This is a genomic window from Methanoculleus sp. 10, from assembly GCF_913757945.1.
Classification (GTDB): Archaea; Halobacteriota; Methanomicrobia; order Methanomicrobiales; family Methanoculleaceae; genus Methanoculleus.
Map to the genome: position 1 here is coordinate 1 of NZ_CAJYDP010000012.1, position 23,293 is coordinate 23,293.

Sequence of the window (23,293 nt, forward strand, 5' to 3'; positions counted from 1 at the left end):
GGGATTGAAACAGTCAGGAGCAGCGCCAGGTACACCTGCAGGAGAGTGTTGCAGCGGATTAGAAAACCCAATAGGGATTGAAACCGGATGGACGCGCTCCCCTCCGCCCCGATCCCGGGTTGCAGCGGATTAGAAAACCCAATAGGGATTGAAACTCGGGCCGCGAGAGTACATCCCGCACGATCGAGACTGGGTTGCAGCGGATTAGAAAACCCAATAGGGATTGAAACAAGAGAGGGGGTTCCCCCCTCACTTCGCGATCCCCGGCGTTGCAGCGGATTAGAAAACCCAATAGGGATTGAAACACGGGCCAGCATGCTCCCATGGCCGAGACCTTCATCCGTTGCAGCGGATTAGAAAACCCAATAGGGATTGAAACGATGCGGAAGATGTCAATGAGGTTGTTACGGCCCTCGAGTTACAGCGCATTAGAAAACCTGTGAATGGCGGTATAAATTTGTGCATTTCTGGCAGGATAAAAGTGTACACCCTAACCTCCTGCAACAGAGATCAGGCACATGGTGCTATCTATTCTCATGGTAATGGCTCCTTTCACCACTATGCACATCATTTTTCCCTTTATGCCCGGCTTGCTGAGGCATAATGCACCCACACAATTTTAGGTGCTGCAATTCATTTGGCCTTCCGATCCTAATGGGATTACAGGAACATTTCCAAAAAAAGGATTTGCCACAGAATTGATGTTAGTAATGCGCCTGGTTTCTCCGGGAAATTAGGATTATCACAGCCACCCCCTCGCGAAAAAGCCGCGCGAACCTGGTGAGCGCGACTGCCTGCAGGATACGGGTCTTATGCTCCCGACGGGCCTCATACCAAACCCATATATATTCAAAACCCTACCTTAAGGTTAGCCAGGATGCCCCGGCCGTCCGGGGCATCCCGGAAGATAAGGAGTGAATACGTATGGCAAGAATTGAACGAGGACCGTATCGCACGATATGGCAGGACTTCGACGACCTTATGGCCGAGATGGAGAACAGGTTCCAATCCATGCTCGGGGGAATCGGCGCACGGGGCGAAGAGATCAGGGGCCGGGTCGTCCCGGCGGCCCGCGACTTCCGCGTGGACGTCAGGGACCACGAAGACGAGGTGATCATCGTCGCCGATCTCCCCGGCGTCGAGAAAGAGAACGTCGCCGTCCGGCTCACCGATCCCCGGCACCTGGAGATCGCAAGCACCCGGGCGAGCGAGACCGAGGAGGAGGGCCGCGACTTCTTCATGCGGGAGCGCACCTACGGCCAGATGAGCCGCACGGTGCTGCTCCCCGCCGAAGTGACCGAGGAGAACGCCGCCGCTTCCTTCAAGAACGGCGTCCTCGAGGTCCGGCTGAAGAAAGCGCCGACCGAGATCGGAACCACAATCCCCATCGAGTAACCTTTTTTTGCGTCCGCCGGTCTCGACCGAACAATTCATGTCGGGCGAGCGTGACACTATCATGATGGATAAGAAGAGGGTCAAGGATTACATGACCTACGACGTCGTCACCGTCAACGCCCACGGGACGGTCCGCGACGTCATCGAGACCATAAAAAGAACGCGCCATGACGGGTTCCCGGTCGTGGAGAACTCAAAGGAAGTGGTCGGGTACATATCGGCGCGGGACCTCCTCTTCGCCCACCCCGCAACACCCATAGAGCAGGTGATGTCCCGCCACCTCATCGTCGCCGACCCCGACATGAGCGTGAACGACGCAGCCCGGGTCATCTTCCGGTCCGGCATCCAGAAACTCCCCGTCGTCGACGAGAACAACGAGCTCATCGGGATCATATCGAACGCCGACGTCATCCGGTCCCAGATCGAGCACGTCTCCCCGGAGAAGGTCTTCAAGTTCATCGAGACCCTGAAAAAACTCTACGGCGTCGAACCGACGCTGCGAAGGGGCCCGGTCCCGATCAACGACCTCCTCCCGACCCAATCAAAGATCTACGAGGACGAACTCGAAGGACGGATGTACGAGATCAAGAAGGGGCTCGCCGAACCCCTGATCGTCGTCCGGAGGCCGGGCCGCTGGATCCTGGTCGACGGCCACCACCGGGCGATCGCGGCAAAACGGCTCGGGATCACGAACCTCGACGCCTACATCATCGAGGTCCGGGAAAATATCGAGTTAGGCATGGAGCGGACGGCCCGGACCCTGAACCTCAACACCCTCGACGACATCAAGGTGCTCGATTACGCCCGCCATCCCCTCGTCGCGCTGACGCACCGGCTTGTGCGGCACGGTTAAGACCCTTCGGTCCGGGTATCGTAGTCCTCGTTCAAGACGTGTTCTTTCACGACCGTCCCCTCCGGAACGATCACCTCCGGCCAGATCCGGGTCCCGGAGTGGACGACCACACTGTTTTTCAGGACGACGTGCGGGCCGATGACCGTATCGTGCTCGATGTTGCACCCGCTGCCGATGAGCGTATCGTTGTCGATGATGCTCCCGCTGACGGTGCTGTCCCTGCCGACCACCACCCGGTTGTAGATGGACGACGAGAAGATCTTTGCGCTGTTCTTGATGATGCACCCTTCTCCGATGCTCGTATACGGCCCGATGACGACGTTCTCCTCGATGATCGTCCCGGCACCGATCGAGACCGGCCCGATCACCCGGGAGTTCGCCGCAACCGAGACGCAGCTCCCGATCTGCGCCGGGCCCATGATCCGGGCGCCCTTGATGTAGAGGTCGCCGGAGATGTTCGTGAACCCGATCTCCTGCAGTTTCCACCGCTCCGCTTCCCGGAGCGACCGGGGGCTCCCGACATCGGACCAGTTGCCCCGGGCAAGCCAGGCCTTCAGGACGTGCCCCTCCTCCATGAGTTTCGGGAAGAGGTTCCGGGCAAAGTCAAACTTCTCGCCCGCCGGGATATGGTCGAATATCCCCGGGTCGCAGACGTACATCCCGGTGCTCGCGAGGTTTGAGAAGATCTCGCCCGGACCCGGTTTCTCCTTGAACCGCTTGATCTGGTAGTTCGCGTCGATCTCGGCGATCCCGTACTCGGTGGGGTCGTCGATGCTGATGAGCCCGATGGTGGTGAGCGAGTCGTTTGCCAGGTGCTCGCGGTAGAACTCAAGCAGGTTCAGGCTCACCACGTGGTCGCCGCCGACGACGAGGAACGGCTGCTCTTCGAGGTACTTCTGGGCGTTCTTGACGCTCCCCGCCGTCCCGAGTTTCGTCTTCTCGTGGACGTAGGTGACGTTGACCCCAAAGAGCGACCCGTCCCCGAGCGCTTTCTCGATCGCGTCGCTCATGTAGCCGAGCGTGATGATCACGTCGTTGAACCCGAGGTTTGCGAGGTGTGAGACCAGGTGCTGGATCGAGGGTTTGTTGACGATCGGGATACAGGGCTTGGGGCGCCCGAATGTGAGGGGCCGGAGCCGTGTGCCCTCCCCTCCGCACATTATGCACACCTTCATGAGACTCCGTTGTCTGCGTATCGATTTAACCCTTGGGATGGCCTGGGGCAAGGGTTCCCGAACCTTTATCCTCCGTTGCAAAGAGAGTCTACAGGGATGACGGCGTTTGAATGCACGCTCTGCGGGAAGTGCTGCATGCACGCGGGCGGCGAGCTCATCGAGATCGAGAAGCGGCTCACGAGCCGGGACTTCCTCTGCCGGCAGAAGATCGTCGGCGGCACGTTCCGCGCCCGGGTCGAGGAGCGGTTCCTCGACGCGTTCAGGGACTCCTCCGGAAACGATGCGCACCCCTCCTGGTGCCCGTTCCTGCGCCCGCTCCCCGGGGAGCAAGGGAAGTACGTCTGCACCGTCCACGACAGCCGCCCCCTGGTCTGCCGGTCCTACATCTGCTGCACCATGCGGATCTTTGCCGGCGACGGGCGGGAGGCCGGGAAGGTGAAGGGGAGGAGGAGCCTTGTCACCGACGATGCCGCTCTGCGCCGGTGCTGGGAGGAGTCGGTTGCGCCGCTCGCGACCGACGACGATACCGCCTGGAAGAGTGAGGTCGCCGCGATACTCGGCCGTGCAGGCTACCGGGTCGAGGCCTATGAGTGAGGTCCGGCGCCTTGCGGTCGCCGGGGGCCGGGTGCAGTGCACCCCGTACGAGACCGTGCCCGTCGACCGGTGCGGGTTCTGCGTCCACTCCGCCCGCGTCGTGGTCAGAGGAAGAGAGATGCCGTCACCGGCGCGGGCCTACTGCAGCCGGTGCCGTGATGCACGCCCCATCGATATGGCGAAGGTCGAGGAGATCGTCTGCGACGACCTCTCCGGGGAGGGGTTCCGGAACATCGCGAATATCATCAGCTGACGGACTACTTCCGCCAGAACTCCCAGGGATGTTTCGTCTGGAACGGGACGCCCTTCGCCTCGTTGCTCCAGTCGGTCTCGATGGTGTGGTGGACCAGCCGGACCTCGTTCCTGAGCTCGGTGAGGACCGCTTTGACGTCCTCGATCTCGCGCAGGAGCCGGTTCAACTCTTCAAACGAGCGCTGCTGCCGTACGGGCGCCGTCCTGCCGTCCTTCTGGCAGGCAAGACCGGCCTCGATCAACTCCAGGATAGCCTCGTTCCGGTCGTACGCATGATCCCTGGCGAACTGATCGATCTGCTCCATCAGGTCGGGATCGAGCGCAAACGAACATCTCATCGCCATACTATCCATTCCTCCAGGTGATCCAGATAGGGTTTCCCTGCTGATTATAGTGCCTGACACAACCGGGCCGGGGAAGCGCACCGCCTGCCGGTCGCCTCACGGCCCGGGCGGGGGACGAAGGCACCCGTCTCCCATCCGGTAAAAAAACTACCCGGGTTCTCCGTGGAGAACCGTCCCGGGTCAACTGATATTTTCCATATTGTATCCTTTCTGGGCGAGCAGGTCCTTCACCCGCTCGCGATGATTGCCCTGCAGCTCGATCGAGGAGTCCTTGACCGTGCCGCCGCAGGCCAGTTTAGCTTTCAGGAACTTTGAGAGGTCTTCGAGATCGATGTCGTACGGATCGAGCCCTTCGATGACCGTGACCTCTTTCCCGTACCGCCGTCTGTTTATCTTTACGCTGATTCTCTGCTGTTCCTTTGCAACTTCTTCACAGATACATAATTCCTTTGGCAGTCCGCAGGTCGGACATATCCCACCGTTCATTGCATGTACCTTTCAGCTCTCGTTATATATTACTTGGCATGGTCATTCGTTGACGATGCAGACGTCGCACCCTCGCGAGAGCACCTGGTCCGGCCGGCTCCGGTAGCGGTAGACGGTGATGCCCTTGCACCCGAGATCACGGGCGAGGGAGAAGACGCGGGCGACATCACCGGGGGTTGCGGTCTCCTTGAGGTTCACCGTCTTTGAGACGGCGTTGTCCACGTGCTCCTGGAACACGGCCTGCATCCGCACGTGGTGCTCCGGCGCTATCTCGACGGCGGTCTTGAAGAGGTCCCGGGTATGCTCCGCGAGCGGGAGGCCTTCGATGGTCCCGTGCCGGCGGACATGCTCCGCGACGTCCATCCCGCCGGCGGTCGCGGGCAGGAGTTCCCGGACGAGATCGCTCACGATCTCGACCCGCTGCCCGTCGATCACCCGGGCATAGGCAAACGAGAAGACCGGTTCGATGCCGCTCGTCGTAGAGGCGATGAGGTGGAGGGATCCCGTGGGGGCGATGGTCGTGACGGTGGCGTTGCGCATATCGCCGGTGTAGACGGACCCCCCGATCGCCGGGAACGAGCCCTTCCGTGCCCCGAGTTCCTCCGACCGCTCCCGGGCCACAGCCTCGATCCCCCCCATCAGCGTCCCGGCAAACCGGAGCGCCTCCTCCGACTCGTAGGGTATCCCGAGGCGTATGAGTGCCTCAGCAAACCCCATGACCCCGAGGCCGATCTTCCGGGTAGCAAGGGTTTTGTCCCGGATCTCAGGGAGAGGGAACCGGTTGACGTCGATGACCGCATCGAGGAAGTCGATGCCGCACCGGACGACCGTGGTGAGCAGGTCTTCGTCGATGTCGCGGTTCCTGACGCACCGGGCGAGGTTGACGCTTCCAAGGTTGCAGCTCTCGTAGGGGTAGAGCGGCTGCTCGCCGCAGGGGTTGGTCGCCTCGATGGGCCCGAGGTGGGGGGTGGTGCTGTGCCGGTTGATCTCGTCGAGGAAGAGCACACCCGGTTCGCCGGAGGCCCAGGCCGACGCGGCGATGAGGTGCCAGAGCGACCCCGGATCGATGCTCCGCGTGACGCTGCCGTCGCGGGGGTTGACGAGGTCGTAATCCTTCCCCGTCGCGAGGCACCGGAGGAACCGCTCGTCGACACCGACCGAGATGTTGAAATTCCGGAGACCTCCGGCCTGTTTTGCGGTGACGAACTCCTCGATGTCGGGGTGGGAGGCCGCGAGCACGCCCATGTTCGCTCCCCGCCGCCGGCCGCCCTGCCTGACCGCCCCGGTTGCGGCATCAAAGACCCGCATGAACGAGACGGGCCCGCTTGCGGCGCCCACGGTCCCGTTGACGACGTCGCCGCGCGGCCGCAGAAGGGAGAACGAGAACCCGGTCCCTCCCCCGGACCGGTGGATGAGCGCCATATGGGTGAGGCTCGTGAATATTCCTTCGAGGGTGTCTTCGATGGGGAGGACGAAACAGGCCGAGAGCTGCCCGGCGGGGGTGCCGGCGTTCATCAGGGTCGGGGAGTTCGGGAGGAAGAGGAGCCGGGAGAGGAGCGAGAAGAACTCGCGGGACGTTTCCGGGCCGCCGACGGCCCCGGCGACCCGGGTAAAGAGGGCGTCCGGCGTCTCGCCGGGGAGGAGGTAGCGGCTGTTGAGGAGGAGGCGGGCTTGCGGGGAGAGCTCCATACCGGGAGTCATGGACCCCCGCCCTTAATAACCCGTCGTGCCCAACCCTCCTGCCGGCAATGTCTCTCATCGTCCTTGGAACAGCATCCCACGTGGGAAAGAGCATGACGGTGGCGGCGCTCTGCCGTGCCCTCTACCGCCGCGGGATCCCGGTCGCGCCGTTCAAGTCCCAGAACATGAGCCTCAACTCCTACGTCACGGCCGACGGGAGCGAGATCGGGATCGCTCAGGCCGTCCAGGCCTTCGCTGCCGGGATCGAGCCCGAGGCCGATATGAACCCGGTCCTCCTCAAACCGAAGGGGGACCGGACCTCACAGGTGGTGCTGCTCGGGCGGCCGTATAAGGATGTGCAGATACAGGACTACTACGCGGAGACCGATATGCTCCTTGCGGAAGCCGTCTCGGCGTTTGAGCGGTTGCAGCGGCGCTTTGGGCACGTGGTGGTGGAAGGGGCCGGGGGAGCGGCGGAGGTGAACCTCTACGACCGCGATATCGCAAACATCAGGCTCGCCCGGAGCCTCCGCCTCCCGATCGTCCTTGTCGCCGACATCGAGCGGGGCGGGGTCTTTGCACAGGTCTACGGGACGCTCGCCCTCCTCCCGGAGGACATCCGGCCCCTCGTCGCCGGGGTCATCGTCAACAAGTTCCGGGGCGACGCCGGGCTCTTCACGTCGGGGGTTGCGAAACTCGAGGAGCTCACGGGAGTCCCGGTGCTCGGGGTGGTCCCTTACGCGGATATCCCCCTCCCGAGCGAGGACTCGCTCTCGCTTGCCGACAAGCGCGGGCAGGCGGCCGAAAGACCGATACGGATCGCCGTCGTCCGCCTCCCCCGGATAGCGAACTTCACCGACTTCGAACTCCTCGAGCGCTACGCGGCGGTGGACTACGTCCCGCCGGGAAGACCGCTTTCCGGCTACGACTGCATCATCCTCCCCGGGACGAAGAACACCGTGGAGGACCTCGCCGTGCTCAGCCGTGCCGGGACGGGGGAGGACCTCCGGCTCGCCCGGGAGCGGGGGGTCCCGGTCATCGGGATCTGCGGGGGCTACCAGATGCTCGGGAGCCGGATCGTCGATGCCGGTATCGAGTCGGGGACCCCCGGCGAGCACCCGGGCTTCGGTCTCCTCGACGTCGCCACCGCCTTCTCCGGCTACCGGAAGACGACGGTGCAGGTCCGGCGGCGGGCGACCGGCCCCGGCCCCATCCTCTCGCAGATGGGGGAGGTGGACGGCTACGAGATCCACATGGGCGAGACGGAGCGGGGGAGCACTCCCGAGGCGTTTGCCGGCGAGGGAGCCGCGACCCCGGACGGCCTGGTCTTCGGGACCTACCTGCACGGCCTCTTCCGGAACCCGGGCGCCGTAAACGCCCTCCTCGCCTACCTCTCGGAGCGCCGGGGGGTGCCGTTTGCGCCGGTGACGGACGCAGGCGATGCCGCGGCCTACGATGCCCTGGCCCGGCACTTCGAGGAGCACGTGGATATGGATGCGATCATGGCGTGGTTTGGGGATGGCGCGGGGACGGGGCCCCGGTCCGCGCGTGGCCGCGAAGGCCGCAGGTAGGGGTTGTTGCGGCGCCGGCGCGAGGGATAACCGGTGCGGATAGCAGTACAGGCCCGCACGAAGCCACCAGGACGAAAGATCGGCTCAACCGGGGTTTTCCCGTGCTCCGTCACTCGCGCCTGACGGTGCCCGGACTCCGCTCCCTCTCACGCTCCGGTTCTTAGCACCATCGCGTTCTCCAGAGCATCGAAAAAAAGATCAGTCCCGGCCCTTTCAGATGAAGAACCGGAACGCTATCCAGGCGATCAGGACCATGATCGCGGCGTACTTCAGCCCTGCAAGGACCCGGCCTTCGCCCATGATGCCCGCCGCCAGCCCCGAGAAGAACCCCTGGATCAGCGCCGAGTGGCAGAAGAGCCGGTTGTAGAGGAAGAGGTCCACGGTGCCCATGAACGTCTGGCTCGAACCGGATGCCGCGACCGCCTCGCCCGCCTCCGCCATCGTGGTGAGGAAGGTGCTCGAGAGCACCCCGATGACGAAGAGGAAGACGAAGAACGACATGACGATGATGATCATGTAGATCATCATGCCGTTCCTCCGCTCCGACTTCAGGTTGAAGAACTCGTAGGCGTCGTGCGCCGCCGCCCGCAACACCTCGCTCACGTCGCCGCCCGCAGAACTCGCGTGGGCGATCAGGTCCACGCTCCGCTCGGCAAGCGGGGTGTTCACGGCCTTCCCGAACCGGCGGATGGCCTCCACGAACGGGACACCCCAGGACATCTCGGTGTCGAGCTTGCGGATGTGCGGCGTCAGCGCCCCGTACTCGCCCTCCGAGACGATATGGATGGCGTGCGGGAGTGTCATACCCGAGTCGTTCATCCCGGCCACGTCCCGGAAGAAGTTCGGGAGCGATGCCTCGATGCTCGATACCCGGAGCGCCTCCTTAAGGTCGAGGGCCGCAAGCGGAACGATGGCGATGAGGAGCGCAAAGACGAAGACGTCGTCGATCATCGTCGTCGTGAAGAGGACGCCGAAACCGTACGACATCACCAGGCTCGCGAACCCGCCGATGAGGAGGAGAAGCGCAACCGGGACGGATATGAAGAGGACGGTGAAGGGCTCCTCCATCATCACCCGGAGCGGGTGCTTGACGAACCGGTAGAACCCTTCCTGGTACTTCCGCCAGTTCTCGATCCGCGAAAAGATCTCCCGCTCCTGCTCCTCGAACGGGTCGTGCGCCGGAATCTCCTCCGCCGCGACGCCGCCCCCGGATCGGTTCCTGTTGAGAAAATCGTCAAAGATCTCTTTGAATCCCATATCACACCTCCGGGGTCATGGAGCTGATCAGAATGACGAACATGATGCTCCCGAACGGGACGATCAGGTAGATGATGATGTAGAGGAAGAACGGGTTTGCGTCGCCCGAGAGGATCGTCATCACCGACTGCAGGATGATCAGAAAGAGCATGCCGGCAACCATCGCGGTGACGTACGACTCCGCGATCAGGCCGAGCGTCTCAAGGAACGTCTTCTGCTGCTGGTTGTTCTCGAGCGTATACTGGTGGGCCTTGGCACGGAAGTACTCCGTAAGGTTGCTCCCGCTCGATATGCTTGCGACCGCCCCCTGCAGGAACTCCCGCATCCGCTCGCTCGGCGTCGCCTGCGAGACCGTCCTGAGGGCGTCAAGGAGATCCTTCCCGAAGAAATCCGTCTCCCGGGAGACGTAGCGCGCTTCAACAGCACTCTCGCCGTAGATCTTGCTCTGGCCGAGCAGCCGGAAGACCTCGTCGGGGGTGATCCCGGCTGAAGACATCGCGGTGACGTAGTTGATGGCATAGGGCAGGGTGGCGTCGATGTTCCGGCGGCGCTCGCCGGCCCGTATGCCGGGGTAGAGGAGGAAGATCAGGTAGGTTATCCCCCCGAAGACCAGGAGCGAGAGGAGCGTGATGATGACGGTGCCAAGCAGGAGTTTGTAGTCGTTTAACGCGTAGAAGATCTCCGGGACCGCGCCGTGGTAGGAGATCATCTCGGGGACCCGCAGAACGTAGGCCAGCAGCCCGATGAACACCGCGGCGACCAGCCCCACGGCGATCGAGGAGACGTAAGCGGTCGCAAGGTAGGCCTCAAACGGCGTATTCATCCGGGCTCCCGTCAGGTCGTTTCTCAGGCTGACAAAGTCCCCCCGCTTCTCCTTCAGGTCCCGGCCGATCAGGTTGAAACAGAACCGTTGATACCCGTTCATGCCGAGGCCCCCTCCCCGTAGAGGTCGGTGCGCACCCGCTGGATGACCGACTCCGGGTCCCGGAAGTAGGAGACCAGGATCTTGCTCACGTCACGGAAGTGGCGGATCTTCTTGATGCGCATCCATTCGAGCACCTCCTGCCGCCGTTTCAGCTCTTCGCGCATCCGCTCCTCGCTCCAGCCCCGGTCCTCCATGATCTGTTCGAGGATGTAGGACTTGCCGGAGTAACGGATCTCGTCGGTCGCCGGGTGCCACCGGAAGACCTCGTTCGTGATCAGCTCGTTCGTCCGCGGGTCGATATCCAGGATCTCGATGAGCTGTTTGTTGCGCCGGATCCGCTGGCCGCCCACCCGGGCCTGCACCTGGATGGACATCAGGGAGAGCGCCGAGAGCATGTTCCTCGGCACGTTGATGGGCGGGTTTTCCAGGCGGTGGACGGCGCTCGCCACCGAGTCGGCGTGCATCGTCGCGTAGGTGACGTGTCCGGTGCTCATCGCCTGGAAGAGGGTCAACGCCTCGCGGCCGCGGACCTCGCCGACCAGGATGTACTCGGGGCGCTGCCGGAGGGCGGCACGCAGGAGTTCATACATATCGATCTCGCCCCGCCCGTCCTGCGAGAACGAGTCGCGGGTGATGCTCGGGATCCAGTTCGGGTGGGGGAGTTTCAGCTCGCGGGTATCCTCAAGCGTCACGATCTTTGCAAGCGGCGGGATGAAGAGCGATATGGCGTTCAACGTCGTCGTCTTCCCCGATGCCGTCCCGCCGGCGAAGATGCAGGACTTGGCGTTCTCGACCGCAAGCCAGAGGAAGGCGATGCCGAGCGGCGAGAAGGTGTGCCACTCGATGAGATCCGTCGGCGTGATCGGCTCCTCGCGGAACTTGCGGATCGTGAACGTCGAGCCGTGGGCGGTCACCTCTGCCCCGAGCGTCATCTGGATACGCGACCCGTCGCTCATCGTGGCATCCAGCATCGGTTCGGCGATCGATATGTATTTCCCGGCCCGCTGCGCGAGTTTCGTGACGAATGAATCGAGTTCCCCGGCGTCCCGGTAGATCAGGCTTGTCTTCATCGATTCATACGTCGTGTGGTAGACGAAGATCGGGCTGTTCACGCCGTCGCAGGATATATCCTCGATGTACTTGTCGTGCATCACCGGGTCGATCAGACCGTCGCCGAGGAACTCCTTCTCCACGTAATAGAGGATCTTCTCCCGCCCGGACGGGAGAAGGCGGATCCCGTAGTCGGCGATGATCGTGTTTGCCGATTCCCGGAGCGCCTTCCTCGCCGCATCGCGGGTGAGGTCGCGGGTGGTGATGTTGAGCGTCTCAAAGAGGCGCTCCTTGATCTCCGAGAGAAGTTCCTGCTCCCCGGGCGTGAGCGCGGGCTCGAGGACGTGGTAGGTATACTCGTGGGTTGTGCCGTCGTAGGTCACCCGGACGTAGGCATACGGTTCGTTCACCGGGTAGAGCTCGATCTCCTCCAGTCCCGGTGTCGACCGCATCGAGAGATCGACAAGCGGCCCGTGGAGCGCGGGGTTGTACTCCTCGATCACCTCCCCGACGGTCGGGTGGAACTTTTTGAGGAACCCGAACCGGGACTGCGTCTCCGCTTCTGCCGGGGCCGCGACCTCTGCCGCGGCAAGCGCGGTGGAGGTGAAAGCCCTGGCAAAGAGGTCGTCGAACTCCGACACGACCCGGGCGTTGTCGACGAAGTCGAACTGGTGCTCGCTGCGGTTGATGTTCAACTCCTCGACCGCGAACGTTGCGCTCTTCGGGAGGATCAGGTCTGCCAGGTTCCCGAGCTCCTCGACCGAGACCACGCCGGCATCCATCTCTTCGTCCGGTTCGGGTTCATCGGGGCCGGATGCGCCGGCCTCCTTCCACCCCTTCACCCGGTTGAGGAGACCGAAGGATTCGTGGCGCCCCGGCGGCGGGGCCGGCACTGCAGGCTCCGCCCCGATCTCCTCCTCCGCCGCCGGCGGGGAGGATGTTGCCTCTGTGACCTCTTCTCCCGTTCTGCGCCGCTCGATCCGGTCAAGGAGCGCCCTGATTGGGTCCTCTCCGCCGGCTGCGCGCTGGTCCCCGGTATGCCCGGACCGGGCCACCGAGTCGATGAGCGAACGGATGCCCGCTCTCTTTGGCGCCGGCAAGGGCGGGGAGACCGGTACCTCGTCCGTCTCACCGGGGTCCGGCCCGGCGGTGTCCGGGACAGTCTCGTCCTGGATCTCCTCTTCACCGGACCGCATCGCCGGAGCGGAACCCTGCGGCTCCGCCAGGGTATCCCCGTTGTCGGAACCCGGGTCTCCGGATTGTGTAAGAAGATTCCTGACCGCTGTTATCAATTCACGCTCTTCATCCTCATTTGCTCGCATCCTCTGTGCCCCCAATATCAACGCATGTTTCTACCTGAGGTTCATGGAACTCGATGATGCACCGTGTCCGCTCTCCGGTTCGGTCCGAGACCACGCACATATAGCGCCCGTTCAGCAGCCGGAAACAGACTCTCCCCCCGGAGTCCGTCACATCGCTCGTGATGACAAGTTTTCCCTTCCGGATCGAGACGTGAGCCCCGGCGAGGGGTGCGCGGCTGTCCTGCACGGTCAGGCAGAGCACCCCCACCCGTTGCCGGTTAGGGGTGCCGATCGTCGGGATCTCAAGGCGGCCGTTCTTCTTTAAGTGGCTCTTCTCAAAGATCCTGCACCGCGCCACCAGCGCGTCGGCGATCGGCGGCGCCACCCGGTGGAGTTCGAACTCCTCCCTTCCGGTCAGGTGCAGGATCGCCGTATCGCCAAAGAGCGTCCCCTTCTCGTCGACAAAAATGGCACCGTCCGGTTCGCCCCCAAGGAGAACCAGGAAGAACGCGTGCGTCTGCTCTTTTGATGCCCCTATTCCGGTCAGGGAATGAACGGTACTGTAGTGCAGCAACTCGTCAAGAGTAAAACATCCCTCATACGCCGATTGCAGAAGGATCTCATCCATCAGGCCGTTTATATCCATGCACATCTTCAGGTGTGATATTCAGTGATTTTTATGCCGGAAAGGGGATTTTACCCCCCCTGCCACAATATACCACATCACTATGCTATTATTAATACCTTGTGATGACCCGATCCTGATTCCGGCAGACGTCCAGGTGAAAGTGGCCGATCAGGAAACCCCAAAGAGCCTGTTTGCGGGCGAGAACTTCGAGAGCACCCCCGGGTTTTGGGGAGAACCGCGGCCAGAAGGGTGGGGTGCCCGGAGCCGCCCGGGCCCGGGGCGGCCGTACAGGGTCTTACCGCCGCTCCGGCGGGTCCGCCCGGCAGAGAGAATCGCCAGAAATAAGAGATGAAAGGTGGATAACGTACCTGCCCATGACTCTTCCGCCCGTGGCATCCGTCCCGCTCATGATTGCAGCGGCCGCGATCGGCGTCACGCTCATGTACGCGTCGGTCCTTGACGCAAAAGAGCGGCGGGTGCCCCACAGGACCTGGCGCCCTGCGCTCATCATCGCGGTCCCGGCGGCCGCCTGGATATACGGGCTCGCCATCCTTGCAGACTGGCGGATAGCCGCAGGATATCTTGTTCTCGTCGCGGTCTTCTGTGGGTTCTTCTACCTCTTCCAGGCCGCGAACCTCTTTGGGGGTGCGGATGCGTATGCCCTCATCATCATCACCGCGTGCATCCCGTTCTTCCCGGTGGAGCCGTACTTCGGCACCCCGCTGTTAGGGTTCTTTCCGTTCACAGTGCTGACGAACGCCGTGCTCATCAACATCGCCGCACCCGTTGCAATACTCGCAAAGAACCTCTTCGAGGGGAACCGGGCCCCGCTGCCCTGCCTCTTTCTCGGCTTTCCCGTCGACGGGAAGACGATCCAGAACGAGTTCGGCTTTGTCATGGAAGATATCGAGGAAGAGGACGGAAGAATGGTCAGGCGGTTCGTCGGGTTTACCGGGTCGCTTGGGCGCATGGTGCGGGGAGAGCGACGCATCTACACAAAAGACCTCAGGCTGCATCCAAAAGACTACGAACGAGAGCTCGCCCTCTACCGGAAGGCCGGCAGGGTCTGGATATCCTACGGCATTCCGTTCATCATACCGATCACGGCGGGATTCCTGACAGCATTATTCATTGGAGATATCCTCTTTGTTATCATGACGACCTTTGCAGGAATGTGAATCAATATGGAGATACAATTCAACGACGATGGATTGGTGCCTGTCATCGTGCAGGAGAAACGGACCCGCGAGGTCCTGATGCTCGCCTACGCAAACGCTACAGCACTGGAACTCACCCGGACCACCGGGTATGCACATTACTACAGCCGGAGCCGGCGGAAACTCTGGAAGAAAGGGGAGGAGAGCGGACACGTCCAGCGGGTCTGCCGCATACTCGTCGACTGCGACGCAGACGCAGTCCTCTACGAGGTGGAACAGGCCGGTGCTGCCTGCCATACCGGCCACGCCTCGTGTTTTTACCGGACGGCGGATGGTGAGGAGATCGCCGGAATCGTCTTCGATCCGGAGAAGGTATACGCTAATAAGGGTGAATGACCTCATTACTATGGTGATTTTTTATGAAAATTGTACCCGATACCAGCGTCGTGATAGATGGGCGCATAACATCGCTGATAAAAACAGGAGAATATAAAGGCGCAACAATAATCATACCGGAAGCCGTCGTCGCCGAACTGGAAGCGCAGGCGAACCAGGGGCGGGAGATAGGGTTTTCCGGCCTGACCGAACTCCAGGAACTCTTCAGGATGTCGGCGGATACCATCATCGAGCTCCAGTTTTCCGGAGATCGCCCGAGCCTCGACCAGGTGAAACTCTCAAGCGGCGGCGAGATCGACGCCCTGATCCGGAACGTCGCGATCGCGCACGGCGCCCGGTTCATCACGAGCGACCTCGTGCAGGCCGAGGTGGCAAAGGCGAAAGGGCTCGACGTCGTCTACTTACGGCCGCAGATAGGCGATTTCTCGCCGCTCTCGATCGACCAGTTCTTCGACGAGGAGACGGTCGCGGTCACCTTAAAAGAGCGAGCGTTGCCGGTTGCAAAGATAGGAAAACTCCGCGACGTCAGGCTCGTCACCCTCCGCGATACGCCGATGAACGAGTACGAGCTCCGGTCGATGGCGCAGGAACTCCTTGAGAGGGCAAAACGCGACCCGGACGGGTTCATCGAACTTGAGAAGCGGGGGATCACGGTCGTCCAGATCGGGTCGCTCCGGATATCGATCGCCCGGCGGCCGTTCTCGGACGGGATGGAGATCACGGTGGTGCGGCCGCTTGTGGACCTCTCGCTCGACGATTACGACATGGCGCCGGAGATCAAGCAGCGGATCCTCGGGAACCGCCGCGGCGTCCTGATTGCCGGCCCCCCGGGCGCGGGGAAGACCACGCTCGCCCAGAGCCTCGCGACGTTCCTTGCCGACCACGACTTCATCGTGAAGACGATGGAGGCGCCGCGGGACCTGCAGGTGCCCGACCACATCACCCAGTACACGGCGCTTGAGGGGAGCATGGCAAACACCGCCGAAGCCCTCCTGCTCGTCCGGCCCGACTACGTGATCTTTGATGAGATCCGGAAGAACGAGGACTTCAGCGTCTACGCCGACATGCGCCTCGCCGGGATGGGCATGGTCGGTGTGGTGCACGCCATGGAGGTGCACGACTGCCTCCAGCGGTTCTGCGACCGCGTGGACTACAGCATCCTGCCGCAGATCATCAACACCATCATCTTCGTCGTCCAGGGCGCGATCACGAAGATCTACGACCTCGAACTGACGATCAAGGCCCCCGAGGGCATGCCCGGCGAGACGCACGTCCGCCCGGTGATCGTCGTCCGCGACCACGCCCGGCGGGAGCCCGAGATCGAGATCTTCCGCTACGAGGGCGAGACCCTGGTGATGCCGCTCCTCCGGGGCGCCGCGGAGCCGCCGGTCGCCGCCCCCCCGGCGCCGGTCGCCGCCGCAGCCGCCGCAGCAGCAGCACCCGGGCCCGCGGAGAACGTCTCCTGGAAGGTTGCGGAAAAGGAGGTCCAGCGGGAGATCGGGCGGTACACGAGCGGCCCGGTCGAGGTCCGGATCATCAGCGACAACAAAGCCGTCGTCTACATCGAGGACAAGGACGTCCCGGCGGCGATCGGGAAAGGCGGCAAGAACGTCTCGGCGATCGTGAACAAACTCGGTATCGGGATCGACATCCGGCCGCGGAGCGAGCTTGAGGCGAAGAAGCCCGTCGAAGAGGAGATGCAGCTTGCCGGCGGCATCAGGATCCGCATCGACAAGAAACAGCTGACCATCATCTCCCCGGAGAACAAGGGCAAGATCGTCGACGTCTTTGCCGGGAAGGAGTACCTCTTCACGGCGACGGTGAACGAGGAGGGGGACATCCTCCTTGCGAAGAACAGCACGATCGCCCAGGAGATGATCAAACGCTACAACGAGGGGGAGACGATCCGGCTGCGGCCGGTATGAGGGGGGGCGAGATGACGAATGATCCAGACTTTGGAGGCATAGTGTGAGCGGACTGGATATGCGAAGCAATGAGCGGGAGTGCATCGCCCGGTGGGAACACGCGTTCGAGGCCGACCCGGCGATAGAGAAGGAGAAGTACTACCTGACCGTGGCCTACCCGTACCCGAGCGGGGCGATGCACGTCGGGCACGGGAGGACCTACATCGTCCCGGACGTCCTCGCCCGGTACCAGCGAATGAAGGGGAGACAGGTCCTCTTCCCGATGGCGTTCCACGTCACCGGCACCCCGGTCATCGGGATCTCAAAGAGGATTGCAAACGGTGACGGGAAGACGATCGGGCTCTACCGCGACCTCTACCGGGTGCCGCAGGACATCCTTGATAGGTTCATCAACCCGATGGAGATCGTCCGCTACTTCTCGGAGGAGTACCGGCGGGTGATGCAGAAGTCCGGGCTCTCGATCGACTGGCGGCGCCGGTTCATCACCGTCGACCCCCCGTACAGCAGGTTCATCGAGTGGCAATACGCGCACCTGCACGAGGAGGGGCACGTCGTCAGGGGAGCCCACCCGGTCAAGTACTGTCCCCAGTGCGAGAACCCGGTCGGCGACCACGACCTCCTCGAGGGCGACAAGGCCGAGATCATCCGGTTCACCCTGGTGGTCTTCCGGTGGGGCGATGCCCGGATCCCGTGCGCGACCCTCCGGCCTGAGACGATCTACGGTGTGACGAACCTCTGGGTGAACCCGGCCGCCACCTACGTGCGGGCGATGATCGACGGCAAGGAATGGATCGTAAGCCCGGAAGCGGCAGCGAAACTCGCCCTGCAGGACCACGAGGTCCTGGTGACGGAAAAGATCCCGGGAACTGTGCTCATCGACCAGACGGTTGCTCACCCGCTCTCCGGCGACGTCCCCGTCCTCCCGGCAACGTTTGTGGACCCGGATATGGGGACCGGGATCGTCATGAGCGTCCCCGCCCACGCACCCTTCGATTACATCGCGCTCCGCGACCTGCAAGAGCAGGGGAAGTACACGTCCATCGAACCTGTCCCGCTCATAGCCGTCGAGGGCTACGGCGAGATCCCGGCAAAGGACGCGGTCGAGCGGGCGGGCATCCACGACCAGAACGACCCTGGGATGGAGGCGCTCACCCAGGAGATCTACAGCGCGGAGTTCTCCCGCGGGAAGGTCTTTGAGAAGTACGGCGGGAGATCGGTGCGGGAGGCCCGCGACGACGTGGCGGCCCTGATGGTGGAGCGCTACGACTCGGTCCCGATGTACGACTTCGACAACCGCCTGGTGATCTGCCGGTGCGGCGGCAGGGTCTTTGTGAAGATCCTCCACGACCAGTGGTTCCTGGAGTACAGCGACCCGTGCTGGAAGGAGCAGGTCAAGACGCAGCTCGAGGAGATGGCGCTCGTCCCCCCCGAGGTCAGGGCCGAGTTCGTCCGGACGGTCGACTGGCTGAAGGACTGGGCCTGCACCCGGCGGGTGGGGCTCGGCACGAAACTTCCCTGGGACCCGACCTGGATCATCGAACCGCTCTCGGATTCGACGGTCTACATGGCCTACTACACGATCGCCCACCACTTAAAGGCCATCCCGCCGGAGAAACTGACGCCTGCGGTCTTTGATTACATCTTCTTCGGGGAGGGGTCGCCCTCCACCGTCGACAGGGAGACCCTTGATGCGATCCGGAGCGAGTTCCTCTACTGGTATCCCTACGACTACCGGTTCTCGGCAAAGGACCTCATATCGAACCACCTCACGTTCCAGCTCTTCCACCACCGGGCCATCTTCCCGCCGGAGCTGCAGCCCCGGGGCATGGTGGTCTTCGGGATGGGCCTCCTGAACGGGGCGAAGATGTCCTCGAGCAAGGGGAACGTCTACCTGCTTGAGGATGCCCTCGAGGAGTTCGGCGCCGATACCGTCAGGATGTTCCTCGTCGGGAGCGCCGAGCCCTGGCAGGACTTCGACTGGAGGAACGAACTCGTCTCGTCGACCAGAAAACAGATCGAGAGGTTCTGGAACACGGTCAGCGAGGCAAAGCAGGCGGAAGGGGCCACGCCCATCGACGCCTGGCTCGAGAGCAGGCTCCAGCGCCGCATCGAGGGCGCCACTGCGGCGCTCGAATCGTTCCAGACCCGGCAGGCGCTCCAGGAGGCGTTCTTCGGCGTGGAGGCCGACCTGAAGTGGTACCGCCGCCGCCTGCCCGAGGGTGCCGGCGGCGGGGCGGTGCTGCAGGACCTCTGCCGCACATGGGTGCGCCTCCTTGCCCCCTTCATCCCCTTCACCTGCGAGGCGCTCTGGAGCGACCTCGGCGAGAGCGGCATGGTCTCCTTCGCCCCCTGGCCGGAGGTGGACGAGAGCCGGATCGACCCGGGAGTCGAACTCGCCGAGGAGCTCCTCGCGCGGACGGTCGAGGATATCGAGTCGATCCTGAAACTCATCCCGATGGAGGCGAAGTCCATCAGCCTCTTCGTCGCCCCGGCGTGGAAGCACGAGGCGTTCCGGATCATCGCCGCCTCGGCGGACAAGACGAGGGTGGTGCGGGAGATCATGCAGAACGAGGGTATGCGGAGACGCGGCCGGGAGGCGACGGACGCGACGAAGCAGATCACGAAACTCGTCCTGAAACTGCCGCCCGATATCGTGAAGCAGCTCGCGGCGTCGCCACTCGACGAGCAGGCGGTCCTCGAGGGCGCCCGGTCGTTCCTGGAGCACGAGTTCGGCGTGCCGGTGACGGTCAAAGACGCCGGGGAGAGCACCCACCCGAAGGCGGCGGCGGCCCTGCCGTTCAAGCCGGCGATCATGATCGAGTGAGTTACTCTTCTTTTTTTGAAGCACAGGCTCCGGGGCAGCGTGAGAAATCCCCGGGCCCCTTCGCATCTTTGCGCAAGACCCGGTCGACTCGCAATCGCACACCCCTCGCGTGACCCGGGCGTCCCCGGACCCGCACGTATCCCGGGTGCCTGAAAAAGAGAGCCTGTTTTGGGGCCCGGGGATAAGAGATGCCGGGCCAGAGAGAGCAATCCGGTTAACCCGTTATCTTCTGGGTTTTCTTCGCCCGCTCTTTTGCGGTATACCCGGTCACCTGCTGGAGGTAGTTGCGGAACCGGCGGTTGGTGTCGATGATCGCGTCGTCGTCGGCGTTCCTGTCCGCCTCGGTATCGATGATCAGCGTCTTGCCTTTTTCGCCGGACCAGACCTCAAGGCGCCGGAGCGCCCCGTAGGTGACGATATAGTGGCCGTCGCCCGAGACCTCGGGCTCGAGCCCGAACTGGTCCCGGAGGCCCTGAACCATGGATTCTGCAAGATCTTTCGTGTATCCACGCTTGATCTGGTATTCCTGCATAATATTTTTAAGGGACAGCCAGCTATGTTAAACTAATCCGGAAGTGAGTGATTGATCCCATGGACGATATAAAGGTCGTATCGAAGGCGCTTGCCGGCGCCGACAAGACAGTGCTGATCGGGTTCCCCGGCAGCGGACTCGTCGGGAGTATTGCCCTGCAGTACCTCGTCGAGCAGATGGACTTCGAGCAGATCGGGGCGATCACGAGCAAGTATTTTCCGCCGGTCGCCCTCATGACGAGGGGCGTGATCAACGCACCCGTACGCCTCTACGAGAAGGACGGCCTCGCTGCGATCATCTCCGACGTTCCCATCCACCCGATGATCTGCTATGAGGTGGCGAACGGCATCATGGACTGGCTCACCCAGTTCGGCATCAAGGAGGTCGCCACGATCGCAGGGATCATCACGAACGAGCCCGAGAAGAGGGTCTTCGGGGTCGCGACCAGCAGGGGGGTCCTCCAGCGGATCGAGGAGCAGACGATCATTCTCCCCATGGGGAGCATATCCGGTATCGCGGCAAGCATCCTCACGGAGTGCAAGATCCGGGGCATTCCGGGGATCGGGCTCCTCGGGGAGACGGTGAACACCCCCGACCCGCGGTCCTCTGCGGCCACCATCGAGGTCTTAAACAGGATCTACAACCTCGACCTGGACGTCCAGCCGCTGCTTGAGCAGGCGGTGGAGATCGAGGCGGCGATGGCCCAGATCGCCGAACAGGTGCAGAAGACCGAGGGCGCGCCGAGGAGAGAGCAGCTGCCGATGTACGGGTGACGGTCAATGAAATACGCAGCGTTAACAGGAATCTCACCGTCGGTCATTGCCGAGCTCAAGACCGGGAGGGCACGCACCCTCGAGCTGAACAGCGCCCACAATATCATCACGCTGACCGAGGCCGCCCCGGGCGAGTGTATCTTCATGACGTCGGTCAACGAGGAGGATCTCTCGCCCGGGGACCCCGGGATCATGGTCGACCTTCTTGTCCTCAACATCAGCATGAAACGGGTCGAGTTCGTCAACCCGTCCTTCATCGAGGAGCGGGAGCGGATGTCGGCCCGGATCAAGGTCCAGTTCCGGGGAACGACCATCGCCCGCGATGTGGAAGGGCGCAAGTGGGGGGACCCGACCAAGGTCGAGGTCGTCAGGTCGGCATGTTACCGGGCCGGGTGAGACGCTCCCAATTTTTGACTCAGATGAAACCCTGTGCCGGTTCTGGTGAATCGTCCCCGGGATCGGCTTTTTTTCTCGGGCTTATCCCCAGACACTGGACCGTGGTGGCTATCGCCATTGGAGGTGGCGGCTCGCGGGGAGGGGGACTTGCCCCCCTCCCCAGTCTTACCGGAGGCGATTCGCTGCAACCCCCACCCCGCCCGCGCTTCGCGCTCCTCCCTCGCCCCCTCCCGGGGGCGGGGGCAGTCATGGCGATACCCAGTGGGAAGCCGTGCCAGGGGGGTGCTGACGCCGGTTTCCTAGAGGCGATGGAGAAAGAGCGAGCCAGAACCCGGTTTGACCCGGGGCATATCTCCAGCATCCACGCGCCTTTGATTCACGTGAAAGACCGTGCGGGTGTTGCCGGCTGGTCCTCCTCGCGCACGGGAACCCTCAAAATACGATGAACCAGCCCGCTAACACGTCTCCTGTTCCTCCAGCTGCTCAAGGAGCAGCGGGAGGAACGTCCCGGCATCGCTCACGACGCCGATCGCCTGCGTCGTGCCCCGGTCCATCAGCTTCGTCACCGACGCGGGGTTGATATCGACGCAGACGGTCTTGACGTACGAGGGGAGACAGTTCCCGACAGCGATCGAGTGGAGGAGCGTCCCGACCATCAGGACCATCCCGATGTCACGGATGTGGCGGCGCATGGCGTCCTGCGCCGCGACGACGTCCGTGATCGTGTCGGGGAGCGGCCCGTCGTCCCGGATAGAGCCAGCGAGCACAAACGGGATATCCCTCTTCACGCACTCGTACATGATCCCCCCGGTCACGACCCCCCGGTCGACCGCGTTCTTGATGGACCCCGCCCGCATGATCTCGCTGATGGCGTAGATGTGGTGTTTGTGCCCGCCGGTGATGAGCGTGCCCGTCCTGACGTCCATCCCAAGAGACGTGCCAAAGAGGTTGGACTCGATATCGTGCGTCGCGAGAGCGTTCCCCGCGAAGAGCACGTCGATGTAGCCCTTGCGGATCATCGCCGCAAGGGCCCCGGCCGCCCCGGTGTGGACGATCGCCGGACCGCCGACGAGCGCGATCTTTCCCCCCTCATCCTTCATCGCGAGGATCTCGCGGGCGATCTTTGCGATGATCGCCTCGCTCGGCCGCTCCGACGAGACGGTCCCGTGCATGAACTCAAACGTGCTGACCTTCCGCGGCCGCTCGGGGTAGATCACCCGCACCCCGGCCTCGCTCACGACGACGGCATCACCAGCCTTTATCTTCGCTATCGGCTTGCAAAAAGCCCGTCTCTCCGTCTCATCGACCACGATGTGGCAGTCCATCTCGATATGCTCGACCGGCAGCCACTCGTCCTGATATTTCACGAACGTCGGGTGGTTGGTGGTCGAGTAGAACCCTTTCGGGAGGATCCGGTCGCCCTCTGCCGGTACAAGGGTGACGTCGCTGATCTCGGGAGTGCGTGCGCCGAGCCGGTGCAGCTCGGAGAGGATATCATCAAGTTGCCGCTCGGTGGGTGCCGTCACGCGCAGCCGCGCGTAACTGGTATCCGTCTTCTGCTTCCCAACGTTGAACGTGAGGATCTCAAACTCCCCACCCATATCCATGATCCTGTCAAACACGAGAGTCATGATGCCCGAATCGATGATATGCCCCTCGAGTTCGATTTCCCGGCAGGATTCCATATAGAGAGATCAGCGATAGTCCGATAATACAGTTTCTCCCAAAAAACGATTGTCCAGGAGCGATGCTCCCGGAGAGCAAAGTTCGCAAAGACCG

Annotated in this window: 21 protein-coding genes and 1 CRISPR repeat array; of the genes, 11 read left to right on the forward strand and 10 right to left on the reverse strand. The window is 62.8% G+C overall.

All coding sequences use genetic code 11. From position 1 onward, the window contains the following. The first annotated feature begins 47 nt into the window (after positions 1 to 47). Positions 48 to 379: a CRISPR direct-repeat array (repeat unit 37 nt; unit sequence GTTGCAGCGGATTAGAAAACCCAATAGGGATTGAAAC). A 545-nt stretch (positions 380 to 924) separates the two neighbouring features. Beyond that, positions 925 to 1,395: an Hsp20/alpha crystallin family protein gene (locus tag QZ408_RS13510; RefSeq protein ID WP_292492304.1), complete on the forward strand. Its 471-nt coding sequence runs from the start codon at positions 925 to 927 to the stop codon at positions 1,393 to 1,395. A 64-nt stretch (positions 1,396 to 1,459) separates the two neighbouring features. Then, the gene (locus QZ408_RS13515) at positions 1,460 to 2,248 is read left to right on the forward strand and encodes a CBS domain-containing protein (protein ID WP_292492446.1); all 789 of its coding nucleotides are present in this window, start codon (positions 1,460 to 1,462) and stop codon (positions 2,246 to 2,248) included. Here QZ408_RS13515 and QZ408_RS13520 read toward each other — a convergent pair. Beyond that, entirely contained in the window at positions 2,245 to 3,423 is a 1,179-nt protein-coding gene (locus tag QZ408_RS13520; protein WP_292492305.1) for an NDP-sugar synthase, read from the reverse strand. The genes QZ408_RS13515 and QZ408_RS13520 overlap by 4 nt on opposite strands. Before the next feature lie 96 nt (positions 3,424 to 3,519). Between QZ408_RS13520 and QZ408_RS13525 the strand changes: the two genes are divergently transcribed. After that, complete coding sequence (locus QZ408_RS13525) at positions 3,520 to 4,017, forward strand: YkgJ family cysteine cluster protein (protein WP_292492307.1); 498 nt, start codon at positions 3,520 to 3,522, stop codon at positions 4,015 to 4,017. Beyond that, complete coding sequence (locus QZ408_RS13530; protein WP_292492309.1) at positions 4,010 to 4,270, forward strand: hypothetical protein; 261 nt, start codon at positions 4,010 to 4,012, stop codon at positions 4,268 to 4,270. Before QZ408_RS13525 ends, QZ408_RS13530 begins: the two co-directional genes overlap by 8 nt. Before the next feature lie 4 nt (positions 4,271 to 4,274). Here the strand turns inward: QZ408_RS13530 and QZ408_RS13535 are convergent, their stop codons facing one another. The 3 genes from QZ408_RS13535 to QZ408_RS13545 all read right to left on the reverse strand — a co-directional run bounded on the left by QZ408_RS13535 (position 4,275) and on the right by QZ408_RS13545 (position 6,788). Continuing rightward, the gene (locus QZ408_RS13535; RefSeq protein WP_292492310.1) at positions 4,275 to 4,613 is read right to left on the reverse strand and encodes a type II secretion system protein E; all 339 of its coding nucleotides are present in this window, start codon (positions 4,611 to 4,613) and stop codon (positions 4,275 to 4,277) included. 180 nt (positions 4,614 to 4,793) lie between these two features. After that, a complete protein-coding gene (yciH, locus tag QZ408_RS13540) occupies positions 4,794 to 5,099 on the reverse strand; it encodes a stress response translation initiation inhibitor YciH (protein ID WP_011844832.1) in 306 nt (101 codons plus the stop codon). A gap of 42 nt (positions 5,100 to 5,141) precedes the next feature. Beyond that, a complete protein-coding gene (locus tag QZ408_RS13545) occupies positions 5,142 to 6,788 on the reverse strand; it encodes an adenosylcobalamin-dependent ribonucleoside-diphosphate reductase (RefSeq protein WP_292492312.1) in 1,647 nt (548 codons plus the stop codon). Between the two features lie 59 nt (positions 6,789 to 6,847). On the opposite strand from QZ408_RS13545, the gene QZ408_RS13550 reads away from it, so the two are divergent. Next, positions 6,848 to 8,350 (forward strand): cobyric acid synthase, encoded by a 1,503-nt coding sequence (locus QZ408_RS13550; protein ID WP_292492313.1) that lies wholly within the window; start codon positions 6,848 to 6,850, stop codon positions 8,348 to 8,350. A gap of 213 nt (positions 8,351 to 8,563) precedes the next feature. Here the strand turns inward: QZ408_RS13550 and QZ408_RS13555 are convergent, their stop codons facing one another. The 4 genes from QZ408_RS13555 to QZ408_RS13570 are packed head-to-tail and all read right to left on the reverse strand — an operon-like array spanning position 8,564 to position 13,511. Continuing rightward, on the reverse strand, positions 8,564 to 9,607 hold the full coding sequence (locus tag QZ408_RS13555; protein WP_292492315.1) for a type II secretion system F family protein: 1,044 nt from the start codon (positions 9,605 to 9,607) through the stop codon (positions 8,564 to 8,566). 1 nt (position 9,608) lies between these two features. Beyond that, positions 9,609 to 10,532, reverse strand: coding sequence for a type II secretion system F family protein (locus QZ408_RS13560; protein ID WP_292492316.1), 924 nt, complete (start codon positions 10,530 to 10,532; stop codon positions 9,609 to 9,611). After that, positions 10,529 to 12,904 (reverse strand): type II/IV secretion system ATPase subunit, encoded by a 2,376-nt coding sequence (locus QZ408_RS13565; RefSeq protein ID WP_292492318.1) that lies wholly within the window; start codon positions 12,902 to 12,904, stop codon positions 10,529 to 10,531. The genes QZ408_RS13560 and QZ408_RS13565 overlap by 4 nt, the downstream gene beginning before the upstream one ends. Next, a complete protein-coding gene (locus QZ408_RS13570) occupies positions 12,891 to 13,511 on the reverse strand; it encodes a hypothetical protein (protein ID WP_292492320.1) in 621 nt (206 codons plus the stop codon). The genes QZ408_RS13565 and QZ408_RS13570 overlap by 14 nt, the downstream gene beginning before the upstream one ends. 389 nt (positions 13,512 to 13,900) lie before the next feature. On the opposite strand from QZ408_RS13570, the gene QZ408_RS13575 reads away from it, so the two are divergent. Genes QZ408_RS13575 through leuS form a run of 4 tightly spaced genes read left to right on the forward strand, consistent with a single transcriptional unit; the run spans position 13,901 to position 19,813 of the window. Further along, the gene (locus tag QZ408_RS13575; protein ID WP_292492322.1) at positions 13,901 to 14,689 is read left to right on the forward strand and encodes an A24 family peptidase C-terminal domain-containing protein; all 789 of its coding nucleotides are present in this window, start codon (positions 13,901 to 13,903) and stop codon (positions 14,687 to 14,689) included. Positions 14,690 to 14,695: 6 nt separating this feature from the next. Then, entirely contained in the window at positions 14,696 to 15,064 is a 369-nt protein-coding gene (gene hisI / locus QZ408_RS13580) for a phosphoribosyl-AMP cyclohydrolase (RefSeq protein ID WP_292492323.1), read from the forward strand. Positions 15,065 to 15,087: 23 nt separating this feature from the next. Further along, positions 15,088 to 16,989: a PINc/VapC family ATPase gene (locus tag QZ408_RS13585; RefSeq protein WP_292492325.1), complete on the forward strand. Its 1,902-nt coding sequence runs from the start codon at positions 15,088 to 15,090 to the stop codon at positions 16,987 to 16,989. A 58-nt stretch (positions 16,990 to 17,047) separates the two neighbouring features. Then, complete coding sequence (gene leuS, locus QZ408_RS13590; RefSeq protein ID WP_292492448.1) at positions 17,048 to 19,813, forward strand: leucine--tRNA ligase; 2,766 nt, start codon at positions 17,048 to 17,050, stop codon at positions 19,811 to 19,813. 214 nt (positions 19,814 to 20,027) lie between these two features. Here the strand turns inward: leuS and QZ408_RS13595 are convergent, their stop codons facing one another. Further along, entirely contained in the window at positions 20,028 to 20,345 is a 318-nt protein-coding gene (locus QZ408_RS13595; RefSeq protein WP_292492327.1) for a DUF5611 family protein, read from the reverse strand. 59 nt (positions 20,346 to 20,404) lie between these two features. Here QZ408_RS13595 and QZ408_RS13600 point away from each other — a divergent pair, with 59 nt between their 5' ends. Continuing rightward, positions 20,405 to 21,118 carry a proteasome assembly chaperone family protein gene (locus tag QZ408_RS13600; RefSeq protein ID WP_292492329.1) on the forward strand — a complete coding sequence of 238 codons (714 nt, stop codon included), beginning with the start codon at positions 20,405 to 20,407 and terminating at the stop codon, positions 21,116 to 21,118. A 6-nt stretch (positions 21,119 to 21,124) separates the two neighbouring features. Next, entirely contained in the window at positions 21,125 to 21,514 is a 390-nt protein-coding gene (locus tag QZ408_RS13605) for a DUF473 domain-containing protein (protein ID WP_292492330.1), read from the forward strand. 455 nt (positions 21,515 to 21,969) lie between these two features. Here QZ408_RS13605 and QZ408_RS13610 read toward each other — a convergent pair whose 3' ends face one another. Next, a complete protein-coding gene (locus QZ408_RS13610; protein ID WP_292492332.1) occupies positions 21,970 to 23,199 on the reverse strand; it encodes a TIGR00300 family protein in 1,230 nt (409 codons plus the stop codon). Positions 23,200 to 23,293: the final 94 nt, after the last annotated feature.

Coding starts and splice junctions, on each gene's coding strand:
- QZ408_RS13510 (WP_292492304.1), top strand. CDS start 925: ATGGCAAGAATTGAACGAGGACCGTATCGCACGATATGGCAGGACTTC.
- QZ408_RS13515 (WP_292492446.1), top strand. CDS start 1,460: ATGGATAAGAAGAGGGTCAAGGATTACATGACCTACGACGTCGTCACC.
- QZ408_RS13520 (WP_292492305.1), bottom strand. CDS start 3,423: ATGAAGGTGTGCATAATGTGCGGAGGGGAGGGCACACGGCTCCGGCCC.
- QZ408_RS13525 (WP_292492307.1), top strand. CDS start 3,520: ATGACGGCGTTTGAATGCACGCTCTGCGGGAAGTGCTGCATGCACGCG.
- QZ408_RS13530 (WP_292492309.1), top strand. CDS start 4,010: ATGAGTGAGGTCCGGCGCCTTGCGGTCGCCGGGGGCCGGGTGCAGTGC.
- QZ408_RS13535 (WP_292492310.1), bottom strand. CDS start 4,613: ATGGCGATGAGATGTTCGTTTGCGCTCGATCCCGACCTGATGGAGCAG.
- yciH (WP_011844832.1), bottom strand. CDS start 5,099: ATGAACGGTGGGATATGTCCGACCTGCGGACTGCCAAAGGAATTATGT.
- QZ408_RS13545 (WP_292492312.1), bottom strand. CDS start 6,788: ATGGAGCTCTCCCCGCAAGCCCGCCTCCTCCTCAACAGCCGCTACCTC.
- QZ408_RS13550 (WP_292492313.1), top strand. CDS start 6,848: ATGTCTCTCATCGTCCTTGGAACAGCATCCCACGTGGGAAAGAGCATG.
- QZ408_RS13555 (WP_292492315.1), bottom strand. CDS start 9,607: ATGGGATTCAAAGAGATCTTTGACGATTTTCTCAACAGGAACCGATCC.
- QZ408_RS13560 (WP_292492316.1), bottom strand. CDS start 10,532: ATGAACGGGTATCAACGGTTCTGTTTCAACCTGATCGGCCGGGACCTG.
- QZ408_RS13565 (WP_292492318.1), bottom strand. CDS start 12,904: ATGCGAGCAAATGAGGATGAAGAGCGTGAATTGATAACAGCGGTCAGG.
- QZ408_RS13570 (WP_292492320.1), bottom strand. CDS start 13,511: ATGGATGAGATCCTTCTGCAATCGGCGTATGAGGGATGTTTTACTCTT.
- hisI (WP_292492323.1), top strand. CDS start 14,696: ATGGAGATACAATTCAACGACGATGGATTGGTGCCTGTCATCGTGCAG.
- QZ408_RS13585 (WP_292492325.1), top strand. CDS start 15,088: ATGAAAATTGTACCCGATACCAGCGTCGTGATAGATGGGCGCATAACA.
- leuS (WP_292492448.1), top strand. CDS start 17,048: ATGCGAAGCAATGAGCGGGAGTGCATCGCCCGGTGGGAACACGCGTTC.
- QZ408_RS13595 (WP_292492327.1), bottom strand. CDS start 20,345: ATGCAGGAATACCAGATCAAGCGTGGATACACGAAAGATCTTGCAGAA.
- QZ408_RS13600 (WP_292492329.1), top strand. CDS start 20,405: ATGGACGATATAAAGGTCGTATCGAAGGCGCTTGCCGGCGCCGACAAG.
- QZ408_RS13605 (WP_292492330.1), top strand. CDS start 21,125: ATGAAATACGCAGCGTTAACAGGAATCTCACCGTCGGTCATTGCCGAG.
- QZ408_RS13610 (WP_292492332.1), bottom strand. CDS start 23,199: ATGGAATCCTGCCGGGAAATCGAACTCGAGGGGCATATCATCGATTCG.